This window comes from Microbacterium sp. (genome assembly GCF_030149085.1).
Classification (GTDB): domain Bacteria; phylum Actinomycetota; class Actinomycetes; order Actinomycetales; family Microbacteriaceae; genus Microbacterium.
In genome coordinates, this window is record NZ_JASBSF010000289.1 from 1 (window position 1) to 14,237 (window position 14,237).

The 14,237-nt window shown below is 67.9% G+C and carries 17 protein-coding genes and 1 riboswitch; of the genes, 10 read left to right on the forward strand and 7 right to left on the reverse strand.

Annotated elements, in window-relative coordinates; translation table 11 throughout:
- Window positions 1-840 (reverse strand): glycine cleavage system protein T (locus Q1V87_RS11685; protein WP_300592943.1); only part of this gene is annotated, 840 nt, incomplete at its 3' end.
- A 164-nt stretch (window positions 841-1,004) separates the two neighbouring features.
- Window positions 1,005-1,096, reverse strand: a riboswitch (glycine riboswitch).
- 65 nt (window positions 1,097-1,161) lie between these two features.
- Complete coding sequence (locus tag Q1V87_RS11690) at window positions 1,162-2,346, reverse strand: MarP family serine protease (RefSeq protein ID WP_300592946.1); 1,185 nt, start codon at window positions 2,344-2,346, stop codon at window positions 1,162-1,164.
- Window positions 2,347-2,459: 113 nt separating this feature from the next.
- On the opposite strand from Q1V87_RS11690, the gene Q1V87_RS11695 reads away from it, so the two are divergent.
- From Q1V87_RS11695 to Q1V87_RS11720, 6 genes are read left to right on the forward strand one after another with little or no spacing between them, the layout of a single operon-like run.
- A complete protein-coding gene (locus tag Q1V87_RS11695; protein ID WP_300592949.1) occupies window positions 2,460-3,245 on the forward strand; it encodes an NUDIX domain-containing protein in 786 nt (261 codons plus the stop codon).
- A complete protein-coding gene (nadA, locus tag Q1V87_RS11700; protein WP_300592952.1) occupies window positions 3,242-4,591 on the forward strand; it encodes a quinolinate synthase NadA in 1,350 nt (449 codons plus the stop codon). Before Q1V87_RS11695 ends, nadA begins: the two co-directional genes overlap by 4 nt.
- Entirely contained in the window at window positions 4,588-6,147 is a 1,560-nt protein-coding gene (gene nadB, locus Q1V87_RS11705) for an L-aspartate oxidase (protein WP_300592955.1), read from the forward strand. The genes nadA and nadB overlap by 4 nt, the downstream gene beginning before the upstream one ends.
- Window positions 6,147-7,016, forward strand: coding sequence for a carboxylating nicotinate-nucleotide diphosphorylase (gene nadC / locus Q1V87_RS11710; RefSeq protein ID WP_300592958.1), 870 nt, complete (start codon window positions 6,147-6,149; stop codon window positions 7,014-7,016). The genes nadB and nadC overlap by 1 nt, the downstream gene beginning before the upstream one ends.
- Window positions 7,013-8,155 carry a cysteine desulfurase family protein gene (locus Q1V87_RS11715; protein WP_300592961.1) on the forward strand — a complete coding sequence of 381 codons (1,143 nt, stop codon included), beginning with the start codon at window positions 7,013-7,015 and terminating at the stop codon, window positions 8,153-8,155. The genes nadC and Q1V87_RS11715 overlap by 4 nt, the downstream gene beginning before the upstream one ends.
- Window positions 8,152-9,042, forward strand: coding sequence for a glycosyltransferase family 2 protein (locus tag Q1V87_RS11720; RefSeq protein ID WP_300592964.1), 891 nt, complete (start codon window positions 8,152-8,154; stop codon window positions 9,040-9,042). Before Q1V87_RS11715 ends, Q1V87_RS11720 begins: the two co-directional genes overlap by 4 nt.
- Before the next feature lie 16 nt (window positions 9,043-9,058).
- Here the strand turns inward: Q1V87_RS11720 and Q1V87_RS11725 are convergent, their stop codons facing one another.
- Complete coding sequence (locus Q1V87_RS11725; protein ID WP_300592966.1) at window positions 9,059-9,703, reverse strand: DUF2461 domain-containing protein; 645 nt, start codon at window positions 9,701-9,703, stop codon at window positions 9,059-9,061.
- Between the two features lie 44 nt (window positions 9,704-9,747).
- On the opposite strand from Q1V87_RS11725, the gene Q1V87_RS11730 reads away from it, so the two are divergent.
- Entirely contained in the window at window positions 9,748-9,957 is a 210-nt protein-coding gene (locus tag Q1V87_RS11730) for a hypothetical protein (protein WP_300592969.1), read from the forward strand.
- 251 nt (window positions 9,958-10,208) lie between these two features.
- Window positions 10,209-11,669 (forward strand): DHA2 family efflux MFS transporter permease subunit, encoded by a 1,461-nt coding sequence (locus Q1V87_RS11735; RefSeq protein ID WP_300593088.1) that lies wholly within the window; start codon window positions 10,209-10,211, stop codon window positions 11,667-11,669.
- Window positions 11,670-11,701: 32 nt separating this feature from the next.
- Here the strand turns inward: Q1V87_RS11735 and Q1V87_RS11740 are convergent, their stop codons facing one another.
- Both Q1V87_RS11740 and Q1V87_RS11745 read right to left on the reverse strand, forming a co-directional pair.
- On the reverse strand, window positions 11,702-11,956 hold the full coding sequence (locus tag Q1V87_RS11740) for a hypothetical protein (RefSeq protein WP_300592971.1): 255 nt from the start codon (window positions 11,954-11,956) through the stop codon (window positions 11,702-11,704).
- Window positions 11,943-12,278 carry an ATP-dependent DNA ligase gene (locus tag Q1V87_RS11745; RefSeq protein ID WP_300592974.1) on the reverse strand — a complete coding sequence of 112 codons (336 nt, stop codon included), beginning with the start codon at window positions 12,276-12,278 and terminating at the stop codon, window positions 11,943-11,945. Before Q1V87_RS11745 ends, Q1V87_RS11740 begins: the two co-directional genes overlap by 14 nt.
- 305 nt (window positions 12,279-12,583) lie before the next feature.
- Here Q1V87_RS11745 and Q1V87_RS11750 point away from each other — a divergent pair, with 305 nt between their 5' ends.
- Both Q1V87_RS11750 and Q1V87_RS11755 read left to right on the forward strand, forming a co-directional pair.
- Window positions 12,584-13,414, forward strand: coding sequence for an SDR family oxidoreductase (locus Q1V87_RS11750; RefSeq protein WP_300593091.1), 831 nt, complete (start codon window positions 12,584-12,586; stop codon window positions 13,412-13,414).
- Between the two features lie 35 nt (window positions 13,415-13,449).
- Window positions 13,450-13,716 (forward strand): Rho termination factor N-terminal domain-containing protein, encoded by a 267-nt coding sequence (locus Q1V87_RS11755; protein WP_300592977.1) that lies wholly within the window; start codon window positions 13,450-13,452, stop codon window positions 13,714-13,716.
- On the opposite strand, the gene Q1V87_RS11760 is transcribed toward Q1V87_RS11755, so the two are convergent.
- Together Q1V87_RS11760 and Q1V87_RS11765 are read right to left on the reverse strand one after the other, a co-directional pair.
- Window positions 13,691-13,852 carry a hypothetical protein gene (locus Q1V87_RS11760; protein WP_300592980.1) on the reverse strand — a complete coding sequence of 54 codons (162 nt, stop codon included), beginning with the start codon at window positions 13,850-13,852 and terminating at the stop codon, window positions 13,691-13,693. The two genes, Q1V87_RS11755 and Q1V87_RS11760, sit on opposite strands and share 26 nt — an antisense overlap.
- A 44-nt stretch (window positions 13,853-13,896) precedes the next feature.
- Complete coding sequence (locus tag Q1V87_RS11765; RefSeq protein ID WP_300592983.1) at window positions 13,897-14,214, reverse strand: hypothetical protein; 318 nt, start codon at window positions 14,212-14,214, stop codon at window positions 13,897-13,899.
- Window positions 14,215-14,237: the final 23 nt, after the last annotated feature.

Consider the following 14,237-nt stretch of genomic DNA (forward strand, 5'->3'; position numbering starts at 1 on the left):
CTCGAGCCGCAGGGTGTCGCGGGCCGCGAGGCCCGCGGGTACGAGGCCGCGCGGCGCTCCCGCGGCCAGCAGGGCGTCCCAGAGGGCTCCCGCTGCGCGATGGGGCACGAGCAGTTCGAAACCGTCCTCACCGGTGTAGCCGGTGCGGGCGATGAAAAGCGGCGCGCCAGCGAAGGATCCGGCAGCCCAGGCGTAATAGCCAAGGTCCGCGAGCGCGGGCGAAACGCCTTCGATGCCGGATGTTGCCGTCACGATCTCCTGCGCCGCGGGGCCCTGCACGGCAACGAGCGCGAACTGGTCGGTCACGTCCTCGATCTGTGCCGTATCGGAGACGCCCGGGATGACCGCGAACGACGTGACGCCGCGGTCGATCCTCGGCTCCGCGAGGAAGGATGCCGCAACCGGCGCCCGCGCGGCGCGGAGCGCGAACGCGTCGGCAACGGCATCCCGGTTGCCGGCGTTGGCGATGACGAGATACCGGTCGTCGGCGATGCGGTAGACGATGACGTCGTCGATGATGCCGCCGTTTTCGGTCAGCACGAGCGAGTACTTCGCCTTGCCGACCCGCATGCCCGAGTGATCGCCCGAGAGCGCGTAGTCGAGGAACGCGCCGCTGTGCTCTCCCGTGACCAGGAACTCGGCCATGTGTGAGATGTCGAACAGGCCGGCTGCCTGCCGCACCGCGTGGTGCTCGGCGAGGTCGGATGCGTAGCGCACCGGCATCTGCCAGCCGCCGAAGTCTGTGAACGCGGCCCCGAGCGCGACGTGTCGATCGTGGAGCGGCGAGCGTTTCGGTTCAGCGGCCGCCTGTGCGGTATCTGGTGGTGCGGGGTGTGACATGAGTTCTCCCGGTCGTCGGACGGGGGACGCCCTTCGGCGCCCGTGAACTCCCCCTCTGTCTGTGGCCTGAGAGTTTCGCGCGGCATCCGAGTGAACCGGATGCTGTGCTTTCACCGTCGGCGGCCGCCACCCGATGCGCGGGTGATGACGCTTTCCAGAGTGGCCGGACGTGCGCGGTACGCGGACCTGAGAGATTGGCGGGGAGGCTTGCTCCTTCGGTGCCCGGTGTGACCCGGGGCTCTCCCGCACCCGTCATGTGGCCGGATCTTCAGTTGCGCCGCCAGCATATCCCAGCGCCCGGGCTGCGCCTGCAGACGCGCCTCAGGGCGTGCAGGAACCCGTCGATACCGGCTCGGCAAGAGCTGGCGCCTGATCGGCCAGCGGCGCGAGCACGCCAGAGGTGACGGCGTAGCCGACATCCGACCCGTCATCGGCGCGAGCGAATACGACGCCCGCCGCCTCCCCACCGGCGGTGAGCACGGGACCCCCGGAGTTCCCCGGTGCGACGCGGGCATCGAGCGCGTAGATCTCGCGGCTCACGGTCGCGGTGTCGTAGATGTCGGGGACCTGCGCGGTTCCCACCGACCGCACTGACGCCTGCCCCAGCGTGAACGGGCCGCCATAGGGATAGCCGGCAACCGCCGCGGTATCGCCCGCACGCAGCGGTGCGACGACGGGCAGTACCGCAACATCCTCGGTCTCCACGGCGATGACGGCGAGATCCTGGTCGGGGTCGAACCAGACGACGCGGCCCGCTTGCGCGATGCGCCCCGGCAGCTCGACGACGATCTGCTCCATCCCGGCCACGACGTGCGCGTTGGTGATGACGCGCTCATCGGCGATGACGAAACCCGATCCGGTCATGCCCCGCGAGCATGAGAATGCGGTTCCCGAGATGCGAGCCACCGACTGGGCGGCTGCGCTCAGGGCGGGGTCATCCAGCGCCACCGGCGGGGCTGTCGGTGCCGCGGCGGGAAGATCCAGCAGCGTCCCCATCCGGGGCAGGGCGTCCACGAAGACCGTCTGCCGCAGCTGCGCGAGGGCAGCGCTCACCGGTGGCGGCGTCAGCGCATCGATCGTGGCGAGGACGCGGGAGGACGAGGTCGCGGCAGTGACCAGCGGCACACCTGAGATAGCGGCGCTCTGGGCGACCAGCGAGAGCGACAGGGCGGTGGCGACGACAGCGACGACCCCGCCCAGCAGACGGTCGATCACGTGAAGGCGCAGTTTTTCGGCTCCGCGCCTGAGGGCACTGCCGACCGCGCCCCCAGCTATCGCACCGCCGACGAGCAGCACCACGACGCCGGCGATGAGCACCGGTCCACGCCACTCCGATTCGGGCAGCAGCGGCGCGACGAGCGGGAGGAGCCACCAGACCGCCACCCCGCCAACAGCAAGACCCACCGCCGATCCGAGGATCGCCAGCACGCCACTCGCGAGTCCCCACGCAAGTGCGCCGAGCAGCAGGATCACGACGAGAACGTCGGTGAGGATGCCGAGGACCACACATCCAGTCTGTCGCCCGCTCGATCGACCAAGCTGGGGGTTTTCTTCCAGCCCACCCGAGTTGCGGTTCTGGTCACCCTGACTCTAAGATCGACTGCGTAGTTAGAGTCACCATGACACAAACCGTCCTCGCTCCCGACACACCGCGCGCAGCATCCACCGATGCCATCCGCGTCGCGGTGTCGACCGTGATATTCACGGTCCGCCGCGACCCCGGAGACGGGTCGGGGCGCCTCATGATGCCGCTCGTGCGTCGAACCCGCGAACCCTATGAGTGCCTGTGGGCACTGCCCGGTGGGTGGCTCCACGCAGGCGAAGGCCTGGATGCTGCCGCCTCGCGCACCCTCGCCGAAACGACGGGTCTGACGCCGAGCTATCTGGAGCAGCTCTACGCGTTCGGAGACGTCGACCGCTCCCCCACCCGCGTCGTATCGATCGTCTACTGGGCACTCCTGCGCGCCGACGACGTTGACGCCCAGCGCGCCGCCCATGAGGCAGCGGGCGATGCTCCCGAGAACGTCGCCTGGTTCGACGCGAACGCGCCGGGCACCCTCGCCTTCGACCACAACGAGATCGTGTCGTACGCACTGTGGCGGCTGCGAAACAAGGTCGGCTACAGCCGCATCGCCCACGGCCTGCTCTCGGAGCTGTTCACGCTGGCCGACCTTCGCGAGGTCTACGAGGCGATCCTGGATCGGCGACTCGATCCCGCGAACTTCCGACGCCAGGTCGAGAACTCCGGAAACCTCATCCCCACCGACCGGTTCCGCACCGGCAGCCATCGTCCCGCCCGCCTCTACCGCTACAACCAGGATGTCGAACTCGCCGACCGGGGCCCGCTGAGCGCCGCGCGGCCGGGCGGCATCCGCACCTCCTCGCCCGAATCGAGCACCTCATGACAGCTGTCAACATCGCCCTCGCCCCGCGCCCCATCGATCCGTCGGTCGACCACGAGATCCACGGCATCGTCTCGGGGTCGCTGCAGGGCGAGACCTGCAACACCGACCTGGCGACGGCACCGTGGAGCTTCGACACGGTGCCGGGCTACGGGCCTGGAGCATCCGAGGGCGATGTCATCCCGACCGGTGCACCGCGTCAGGGCGAGCTCCCGCGGGAGTACCGCGAGGCCACAGAAGACGAGCTGGACGCCCGGATCATCGCGGCGAAGAACACCCTCGGCGACCGCGTCGTCGTGCTCGGACACTTCTACCAGCGCGAAGAGGTCGTGCGGCACGCCGACTACGTGGGCGACTCGTTCCAACTCGCCAACGCCGCGAAAGCACGCACGGATGCCGAGGCCATCGTGTTCTGCGGCGTGCACTTCATGGCTGAGACCGCAGACCTGCTCTCCGGACCCGATCAGGCGGTCATCCTGCCCAACCTCGCGGCCGGATGCTCGATGGCCGACATGGCTTCGATCGACGAGGTCGAGCAGGCGTGGGAGGAGCTCGCCGACATCTACGGCGACCTCGATACCCCGGATGTCGAGGGCCTGCTGCCGGTGATCCCGGTGACCTACATGAACTCCTCGGCGGCGATCAAGGGGTTCGTGGGCCGCCACCACGGAATCGTGTGCACCTCCTCGAACGCGCGGACCGTGCTGGAGTGGGCCTTCGAGCGGGGCCGGCGCGTGCTGTTCTTCCCCGACCAGCATCTCGGCCGCAACACCGCGAAGGCCATGGGCGTGCCGCTCGAGCAGATGCCGATGTGGAACCCCCGCAAGCCCCTGGGCGGCAACGACGACACGACTCTGGATGCCGCGCGCGTCATCCTGTGGCACGGATTCTGCTCGGTGCACCGCCGCTTCTCGGTCGCTCAGATCGACAAGGCCCGCGCTGAGCACCCCGGCGTCCGTGTCATCGTGCACCCCGAGTGCCCCATGGAGGTTGTCGACGCAGCTGACGAAGCCGGCTCGACCGACTACATCCGTAAGGCGATCGAGGCCGCGACCGAGCCGACGACGTTCGCTATCGGCACGGAAGTGAACCTGGTGCAGCGCCTCGCGGCCGAGCATCCACAGCACGAGATCTTCTGCCTCGATCCCGTCGTCTGCCCATGCTCGACGATGTATCGCATCCACCCTGGCTACCTCGCGTGGGTGCTGGAGTCGCTCGTTGCCGGCGAGGTCGTCAACCGCATCACGGTTCCGGCCAACGTAGCCGACCCAGCCCGCGTCGCTCTCGAGCGGATGCTGGCAGCTAAGCCCCCGGCAGCCCCCGCTGCAGCCTGGGAGCAGGCGTCATGACATCCGCACCGCGCGTGATCGTCGTTGGCAGCGGGATTGCGGGCCTCACCGTTGCCCTGCACGCCGCAGCCGGCGGATGCCTCGTAACGGTGGTGACCAAAAACGTGCTGGAGCACGCCAACACGCGCTACGCGCAGGGCGGGATTGCCGGAGTCATGTTCCCCGACGACCGGGTCGAAGACCACATCCGCGACACCCTGGTCGCCGGCGCCGGACTCGGTGATGAGGCAGCGGTGCGAGTACTTGCGACCGAGGGACCGGAGCGGATCCGTGAGCTTGTCGCGCTCGGCGTCGCGTTCGATCGCGACGAGCACGGTGAGTTCCGCAAGGGTCTCGAGGCCGCGCACTCCTACCCCCGCATCCTGCACTCGGGAGGCGATGCGACCGGAACTGAAATCGAGCGCGCTCTGGTCACCGCCGTGCGCGCAACGGCGGCGACGGTCATCGAGCACGCGTTCCTGGTCGACCTCATCATCGAGCAGGGTCGGGTGCGCGGCATCCGGATCCTGCGCGACGCCCGTGACGGAGACGCGGGAACGCCCGACGAGCTGCGCGCCGATGCCGTCGTCCTGGCAACGGGGGGCATCGGCGAGCTGTTCGCGCACTCGACGAATCCCGCGGTAGCAACCGGTGACGGGATCGCTGCGGCGATTCGAGCGGGAGCCGCTGTCGCTGACCTCGAGTTCGTGCAGTTCCACCCGACAGTCCTCGCGGCCGGCGACGCGTTCTTAGTGTCCGAAGCGGTGCGCGGCGAAGGCGCGACGCTCATCGACGAAGACGGTCACCGCTTCGTTTTCGACGATCATCCCGACGGTGAGCTCGCGCCGCGGGACGTCGTCGCCCGCGCGATAGCCCGGGTCATGAGGCAGCAGGACGGACGCCCCGTGCTGCTGGATGCCACCGCCATTCCCGCGACTGACGCTGATGCCCGCGCGGCTTGGCTGCAGGAACGCTTCCCGACGATCGACGCCGCGATGCGTGAGCGCGGCCTGGATTGGGCGCGCGTTCCCGTACCGGTGACGCCTGCCGCCCACTACCTCATGGGTGGCATCGTCACCGACCTGGAGGGGCGCTCCTCGCTTCCCGGACTCTATGCCGTCGGCGAGGCGGCCCGCACCGGAGTCCACGGGGCGAACCGTCTCGCGTCGAACTCGCTCTTGGAGGGCGCCGTTTTCGGCGCCCGCGCCGGGGACGCGATCGCGACGGATGCCGCATCCCGCCTCTGGCCCGCCGACACCCGCGACGACATCAGCCCCGTTCCGTCCGTGGGCGTGGCGGGAAGCCTGGCCGCCCCCTCCCCAGCCTTCTCGCGCGCCGCTCTTCAGGACCTCATGTGGGAGAACGCGTCGCTGGTGCGAGACGACGAGGGGCTCGCCCGCGCCGCTAGCGTCATCGACACCTGGCGAGCGCAGGAGCGCTCGCCGCGGACCGAGCGCGAGTACGAAGACGAGAATCTGTTGCTTGTCGCCGAGCAGGTCGTGGCGGCTGCGCGTGCTCGGAAGTCTTCGGCCGGTGCCCACTTCCGCCGCGACGCCGAGCTGGCGGCGGTGCGCTGATGCTGACCCGCGCCGAGATCGACCGGGTGGTAGCTGCGGCCCTCGCCGAAGACGCACCGTGGGGCGACGTGACAGCGGAGGCCTTCGTACCGGCATCCGCCCGCGCCCGCGCCGAGCTCGTCGCGAGGGAGCCCGGAACCTTCAGCGGCGGAGACGTGTTCGCGGCAGCCTTCGCGCTGACGGATGCCGCTATCACCGTGACCGTGCACCGAGCCGACGGGGAGACGTTCTCGGCAGGCGACGTGCTCGCCACCGTCGAGGGGCCCGCCCGCGGCGTTCTCACCGCCGAGCGCGTCGGACTCAACTTCGCCCAGCGGATGTCGGGAATCGCCACCCTCACCTCCCGCTATGTCGAGGCGGCCGCGGGAACCGGCGCACGAATTGCAGACACCCGCAAGACGACCCCGGGCCTGCGCGCGTTCGAACGCCACGCGGTGCGCAGCGGCGGCGGCCACAACCATCGGCATTCCCTCTCGGATGCCGTGATGGTCAAAGACAATCACCTCGCTGTCCTGGCAGCTTCGGGTGCCTCCACCACGGAGGCGCTCCGCACCGGGGTCGCAAGCATTCCCCATACGATGCGTGTCGAGGTGGAGGTCGACCGTGTCGATCAGATTCCCGCGGTGCTCGCGGCAGGGGTCGACATCATCATGCTCGACAACTTCTCGCTCGACGAGCTTCGCGCCGGAGTCGAGCTGATCGCGGGCCGGGCCATCGTCGAGGCATCCGGTGGCGTCGGTCTCGACACCGTCGGGGCGATCGCTGCGACCGGTGTCGATGTGGTCTCGGTCGGAGCCTTGACGCACTCTGCCCCCGCGATCGACCTGGGCCTGGACATCCAGATCGAGTCGGGTACCGGCGGGTCGTGAGCGTCAGCTACCTCGACAACGCCGCGACCACTCCGGTGCGCCGGGAGGTGCTGGAGGCGATGACTCCGTACCTCACGTCGCACTACGGCAACCCGTCGAGCCACCACACCATCGGCGAGCAGGCAGCTCATGCCCTCGCCGATGCCCGGAATCGGGTCGCCACCGTCCTCGGCATGCGGGCCACCGACGTGATCTTCACCTCTGGTGCGACCGAGGCGAACAACCTCGCGATCAAGGGCGTCGCGATAGCCGCGCAGCAGCGACGCGGCGCCCGGCACGTGGTGACCACCCCGATCGAGCACGAGTCGGTGCTTGCCTCGATCGACTACCTGACGCGCATCCACGGGTTCGAAGCGACGCTCGTGCCGGTGGACACGACGGGACTCGTTGATCCGGATGCCGTGGCTGCAGCCATCCGCGACGACACCGCGATCGTCAGCGTCGGCTATGCCAATAACGAGATCGGCACGGTTCAGGACGTCACGGGTCTGGTCGCCGCCGTCGCCGGGAGGGTGCCCCTGCACCTGGATGCCGTCCAGGCGGCAGGATGGCTGCCGCTTCGCGGCCTCGGCGTCGACGCGCTCTCGATCGCCGGCCACAAAATCGGCGCCCCCAAGGGCATCGGTGTGCTCGGCATCCGATCCCGCATCCCCCTGGAGCCCGTGCTGCACGGCGGCGGACAGGAGCGGGAGCGGCGCAGCGGCACCGAGAACGTCGCCGGAGCCGTGGGCCTCGCGCGCGCACTCGAGCTCGCGGACGCCGAACGCCTTGACGCCGCCGCGCGCGTGGCCGCCCTGCGTGACGACCTGATCGCGGGAGTGCTCGAGCGGGTGCCGATCGCGCGGCTCACCGGGCATCCGGAGCACCGCCTTCCCGGGACGGCGAGTTTCACCTTCGCGGGAGTGAACGGCGAGACCGTGCTGCTCGAGCTTGAGCGGCGAGGCCTGGTCACCTCGAGCGGGTCAGCCTGCGCGGCCGGGAGCGACGAGGCCTCGCACGTCCTGCTCGCTCTGGGGCTGGAGCCGGACGAAGCCCGCACCGCGGTTCGTGTCACCCTCGGCCACGGCGCCGTCGGCTCGGTCGCGCCGATCGTCGACGCCATCGAGGCAGCTGTTGCCGCCGTAGGATCCGGGGTATGACAGACCCGGCGATCACCGTCATCGTTCCGGGTCTGGATGTCGCCCCCTACGTGCCCGCGGCGCTCGAGTCCCTTCGAAACCAGACCCGCGGCGACTGGCGGGCGATCCTCATCGACGACGGTTCCGCCGATGAGACCGGTGGGCTCTTCGAGCGGGCAGCCGCCCGCGACGAACGGTTCCGCGCCCTGAGGCTGCCCCGCACGCGAGGACTGGGGGCGGCGCGGAACGCCGCACTGGATCTTGTCACCACGCCCTTCGTGGGGTTCCTGGACGCTGACGACGAGTTCACCCCGTCAGCCCTCGAACGCATGATCGGGACGCTCGAGCGCACGCGAAGCGATTTCGTCATCGGCGCCTATACGCGGCTGCGGCCCCAGCCCGACGGCTCGTATCTCGACGGTCCAGTACAGCCGTGGGTTGCCGCGGCAACAGCACCCGAACGCCACGGGGTGACGCTGGACGAGCATCCGGCGGCGACCGGAAGCATCGTCGCGTGGGCGAAGGTGAGCCGGGCCCGGGTGTGGGATGAGCTGCGATTTCCCGAGGGTCGGCTGTACGAGGATCAGGTCATCGCTCAGCGGATGCTCGTGTCGGCATCCGCCTTCGACACGATCCCCGACGTCGTCGTGCGGTGGCGAATGCGGCCGGACGGATCCTCAATCACGCAGCGTGAGTCCGAACTCGCCGTGCTGCACGACTGCCTGGACGCGATGGCAGAAGGGCTCGACGTGCTCGCCGGCCACGAGGAAGCGCTCCGCGCCCGGATCGACCTCATCCGTGACATGGATGTGCCTCGACTGCGCTCGATCGCCGAGAGCCACCCCGACCCTCGCTATCGAGAAGCGTTGGACGCCTTCGAGGCGAGGCTCGAGGACTGGTTGAGCTGAGGCACCGTCAGGAGCGCTACCGGGCCTCGGGATCTGTGGCGATGTTCGCGTGCAACCAGTCGCACCACACCGATACGACGTGCCAGGCGGCACGGATCTCGTCGAGGGCGACGGGCGTCCACATCCAGTCCTCGGGCGCCTCTTCTCGCCCGATCGCCAGGTGCCGCAAGCGCAACAGCTCGATCCGCGGGTGATCGACAGAGAATCCTCGAGGCGCGGTGCGCAGCTCGTCGTCGCGCATCGGCTCGAAGCCCCCAGCATGAACCTCGGCGAGGGTGGCCTCGAGATCGGGCGCCGTCCGGGCGTCATCGACGAGCGACCGGAACGCCGCCAGCTGTGAGGGCGAGGGCTGGTACATCCCGCCACCGATCAACAGGCCGGATGCCGAGAGCTGCAGGTAGTGCGCGGCTGAAGCGCGGGTGACGAGGCCGATCTGGAGCTTGTAGGGCGACTTATCGGCGCTGAAGCGCACGTCACGGTACGGGCGGAAGATCTTCACGGGGCCGAACTCCGGCTCGAGTTCCTCGGCCAGCGACTCAAACGGACCGGCGACGTTCTCGGTGAAGCGCGACTTCTGGCTCTGCCACCACTCCTTGGTGTTGTTGACCGCCAACTCGTCGAAGAAGGCGAGGGCGTCAGGATTCAGGCCGTCGAAGCTCACGCCTGGAGCATAACGCCGGGCAGTGACACCGGTAGGCTGTGAGCATGACTGCGAACGATGGCGCCGGCACTGGACACGAAGACCTGGACGCGCTTCGCAAAGAGATCGACGATCTGAAGTCGATCCCCGAGGAGCAGCTGATCTCCCCGACACCGGCGGGCCTGCTCGATCGGGAGCCCACGCCGCACCCGACCAATGCGATCGGGTCCGAGCAGTGGGACAAGTCGGTGGACGAAGAGACTCTCGACGACTGAGTCTGGCTCCGACCGGGAGTAGTTTCTTCCGCCTCACGGGAATCGAATGTCGGTTCCCGCCGTTATGGTCAACGACGCCACCTCGCGTGGCTCTCGTGCGCCCGCTCTCGGCGTCCCCTCCCGTTTTCGACTCCGACGACACGTGCCCTGATAGTGAGGACCCGCCCGTGGCAGCCAGCAATGTAAACTCTCAGACCGGCTCGATCCCGGTCATCCCTGCCGGCCCCGACGCCGCGACTCCGGTCCCTGGTCTGAACCTGCGCCCCGAGGAGAGCCGGATTATCTGGCTCCTGCTGTCTGCGGCTTTCGTCGCGATCCTCAACGAAACCACGATGGGCGTCGCGATCCCCCACCTCATCGTGGATCTCGGCATCACCGCGGTGGCTGCCCAGTGGCTGACGACGGCATTCATGCTCACGATGGCGGTGGTCATCCCGATCAGCGGCTTCCTCCTGCAGCGCTTCACGACCCGGCAGGTCTTCCTCGCAGCGATGACGCTCTTCTCGACCGGAACAGCCGTGGCTTTCATTGCGCCCGGCTTCGAGATCCTCCTCGTCGCCCGCGTCATCCAGGCCTCGGGCACCGCGATCATGATGCCGCTGCTCATGACGACGCTCATGACCATCGTGCCGCCGCATGCGCGTGGCCGCATGATGGGGCGGGTCAGCATTGTCATCGCGCTCGCTCCGGCGATCGGCCCGTCCCTGTCGGGACTCATCCTCGATTCCCTGGGGTGGCACTGGATCTTCGGCATCGTCCTGCCGATCGCAATCGCAGCTCTCGTGGCCGGCGCGATCTGGATCCGCAATCTCGGCGAAACCACCCGCGCACCGATCGATGTGCTGTCTGTGATCCTGTCGGCGTTCGGATTCGGTGGCCTCGTCTATGGCCTGAGCCAGATCGGCGGCGCGGCAAGTCACGGCGGATCGCAGACCGACGCCGCAGCTGAAGCCGGGTCCACGATGACCCTGGTGATTGCGATTGCGGTGGGCGTCGTCGCGCTCGCGCTGTTCGTGTGGCGTCAGCTCGTGCTGCAGCGCAAGGATGACGCGCTGATGGACCTGCGCGTGTTCCGTTCCCTGAACTTCTCCCTGTCTATTGCCCAGATGGGCGTCCTCTCGATGGCGTTCTTCGGGGCGATCACGGTACTTCCGCTCTACCTCAGCCAGGCTGTGGGTGCGACGGCGCTGGAAAGTGGTCTCCTGCTGCTGCCGGGTTCGCTCGCCATGGGCTTCGCCGGGCCGATCGTGGGCCGCATCTACGACGCATCGGGCACCCGCGTACTGCTGGTTCCCGGCGCCATCCTCGCTGTCGCCTCGCTCTGGGCGTACGCGAGCTACGGCGCCGACACCTCCATCTGGGTCATCCTCGTCACCCAGATCGTGCTGTCGCTGGGTCTCGCGCTCTCGTTCACGCCACTGTTCACGGCGTCGCTCGCCTCGCTCCAGCCGCGGTTCTACTCCTACGGATCGGCGGTCCTCGGCACCGTGCAGCAGGTCGCAGGCGCTGCGGGCGTGGCTGTCATGGTCACGACGATGTCCGCGATTGCGGCTTCTGCCGTCGAAGCGGGACTCCCGGCCAACGAGGCAGCCGCGGCCGGGGCACGCGGCGCGTTCCTCGTGTCGGCGATCGTTGCGCTGCCGATCCTCGTCGGGGCCTTCATCATCCGCAAGCCGGCTGACCAGCCTGAGGGAGTTGTCCCCGCGCACTGAGCGCGCGAGCGAGAAGGTTCGTGCCGCTGCGATCAGCGGTTGTCGATCGTGCCCAGATCCTCCGCTCCAGTGAGCTCGCGCTCATCCTCGGGCACCGGCACGAGCGCGATAGGAACGCCGGGTGTCAAGAGCAGGAACGCCTCCCGACGCATCCCCTCGCCGTCGTTGACCCGGAGCCACTGCGGAGCGCTCAACATTCCGTCGAGAACCTCCTGACGGACGTCGTCGAACTCTCGCCCACCGACGCTATAGAGCTCGCCGCCGTAGACGATGTCAATGCGCTTCATTATTGCCTCCGGGCACCGGGTCGCCTTCCCTGGGTTCAGGCACGACGTAAAGGCCAGACGGGGAGTTCGCCGTGAACGCGAGGGCTTCCACCCATGCCATGTTCAGCTGCGGACGACGTCCACCGTAGAACTTGTAGACGAGCGAGCACCGCGGGTGGACCCACACTGTTGTTCGGCCATCACCAATGCTCGCATCGTCCTTCCAGGTGAAGTGAAACGCCTCGTTCCGCCTCAGCTTCGTCCCGATCACGACCTGCAAGTGCGCCAACGTCCGATCGTCGAAGTCGACCTTGACGGTGCCATCGTAGATGAACTTTCCCATTCCGCTCTTTCTCCCCTGTGTGGGCACTCCCCGAGTCGCCGGGAAACCCCGTAGTGCGGGTCTCCGTATGATTGCAGACCCCCAGTCAGTATGCGACCACATCTACCGCGATCGTGTCGACAGCGTGCGTGCCGGTGCCAGCCGCACATCAGCACCTACGGTGCGTGCGCTCGTTGCGTTACCTCCGTCGGCCTTCGTGGTCAAGTCCCTGCCCGGAGCGCACCGCAGCTTCTAGCATCGCGCTCGTGACTTCACACGACACACCCCAGGACCCCCGCACCGCTCACACGACTGCTGACTTCCCGATGCAGGAACAGGCGCAGCCCGGGCTCGAAACCGAGATGGGACCCCGTCCCGACCATGGCGAGGGAACGTACGTAGGTCACGGCCGACTTGCGGGCAGGCGTGCTTTGATCACAGGCGGAGACTCCGGAATCGGTCGCGCGGTGGCGATCGCCTTCGCGCGCGAAGGAGCGGACGTTGCGATTGCCTCGTTGCCGGAGGAGCACGAGGATGCGGAAAAGACGGTGTCCCTCATCCGTGACTCGGGGGTGCGCTCAGCCTCCTTCAGCGGAGATGTCCGTGACGAAGCCTTCGCCGAGAGGATCGTCGCCGACACCGTCGCGGAGTTCGGCGGAATCGACATCCTTGTACTGAACGCCGCGTATCAGCGCGACCGCGACAGCCTCGCCGATCTGGAAACTGCCGAGTTCGACCGGGTCTTTCGCACCAACCTGTACGGCATGCTGTTCTCCGCGCGCGCTGCGATGCCGCACCTCGGCGCAGGGTCGGCGATCATCGTCACGGCGTCGATTCAGGCTTTCGATCCGTCCCCCGGTCTCGTGGACTATGCCATGACAAAGGCGGCCCAGGTCGCGTTTGTCCGCGCGACGGCCCAGGATCTGGGTCCGCGCGGCATCCGTATCAATGCTGTCGCGCCCGGTCCGATCTGGACGCCCCTGATCCCGGCCACCGACTTCGATGAGGAGAAGCTCACGACGTTCGGAAGCGACACTCCCCTCGGCCGCGCCGGGCAACCGGCGGAGCTGGCCGGGATGTATGTGTATCTCGCGAGCGACGAAGCCTCATACGTGTCCGGTGGCGTCTTCCCGGTCACCGGAGGTCGCGCGCTGTAACTAGCCCCTTAAGCATCCAGAGAAGGGAGACACCGGTGCCTGGACGTCGGAACTCGAGCCTGAAAGACCCGGAGCTGTACGAGGAGCTCCGGGACGACGGAGCATCCAAGGAGAAAGCCGCGCGCATCTCGAATGCAGCGGCAAACCGCGGTCGGTCGACCGTCGGTCGCAAGGGTGGCGAATCGGGCAGCTACGAGGACTGGACTGTCGATGAACTAAAGAAGCGGGCGAAGGAGCTGGGGCTGTCTGGCTATTCGTCGATGCGCAAGAAGGAACTCATCGACGCGCTGCGGAACCACTGAGGTTCGGGATGACTTTGACAATTCCTCCGAGCACGGCAGCCAGCAGCGACACGAGCTCTGTCAGCAGCACACCGAACACGGTGACAACTGCCGCGAGGACGCCTGCCCAGATTCCAGCGGTTCTCAGAGCCTTCATGCACTCAGGCTAATGCGTCAGCGGCAATGGCGGGCGTGGCAAGGTCAGAGCTCCAGCGGCCACGGGTCATCCGGCGGGCCGCCTCGACCGCCGTCGAGGCGCATCCTGCGGCGGTGGATCTCTTCGATCGACGCAGGGTCGGGCTCCATGGTGGCCTCTCCGGGCACCGACTCGACAATGAGCGCGGCTGCCTCATTCAGGAGCATTGTCACCGTGACGCGATGTCCCTCTGCGTTCGTTGCCGGCACTGTCACTGCATCGGCCGTCCGGTGCTCGCTCAGGATCCGGGCGTAGTCGATGAGGGCATTGGCGGTGTCATCGTGCATGAACAGAGACCTACCGGCGTAGTGCACATGCTTCATGTGGGCAACCTAAGCCCGCGCGT

Coding starts and splice junctions, on each gene's coding strand:
- Q1V87_RS11740 (WP_300592971.1), bottom strand. CDS start 11,956: ATGAAGCGCATTGACATCGTCTACGGCGGCGAGCTCTATAGCGTCGGT.
- Q1V87_RS11720 (WP_300592964.1), top strand. CDS start 8,152: ATGACAGACCCGGCGATCACCGTCATCGTTCCGGGTCTGGATGTCGCC.
- Q1V87_RS11730 (WP_300592969.1), top strand. CDS start 9,748: ATGACTGCGAACGATGGCGCCGGCACTGGACACGAAGACCTGGACGCG.
- Q1V87_RS11695 (WP_300592949.1), top strand. CDS start 2,460: ATGACACAAACCGTCCTCGCTCCCGACACACCGCGCGCAGCATCCACC.
- nadC (WP_300592958.1), top strand. CDS start 6,147: ATGCTGACCCGCGCCGAGATCGACCGGGTGGTAGCTGCGGCCCTCGCC.
- Q1V87_RS11760 (WP_300592980.1), bottom strand. CDS start 13,852: ATGAAGGCTCTGAGAACCGCTGGAATCTGGGCAGGCGTCCTCGCGGCA.
- nadB (WP_300592955.1), top strand. CDS start 4,588: ATGACATCCGCACCGCGCGTGATCGTCGTTGGCAGCGGGATTGCGGGC.
- Q1V87_RS11765 (WP_300592983.1), bottom strand. CDS start 14,214: ATGAAGCATGTGCACTACGCCGGTAGGTCTCTGTTCATGCACGATGAC.
- nadA (WP_300592952.1), top strand. CDS start 3,242: ATGACAGCTGTCAACATCGCCCTCGCCCCGCGCCCCATCGATCCGTCG.
- Q1V87_RS11750 (WP_300593091.1), top strand. CDS start 12,584: ATGCAGGAACAGGCGCAGCCCGGGCTCGAAACCGAGATGGGACCCCGT.
- Q1V87_RS11745 (WP_300592974.1), bottom strand. CDS start 12,278: ATGGGAAAGTTCATCTACGATGGCACCGTCAAGGTCGACTTCGACGAT.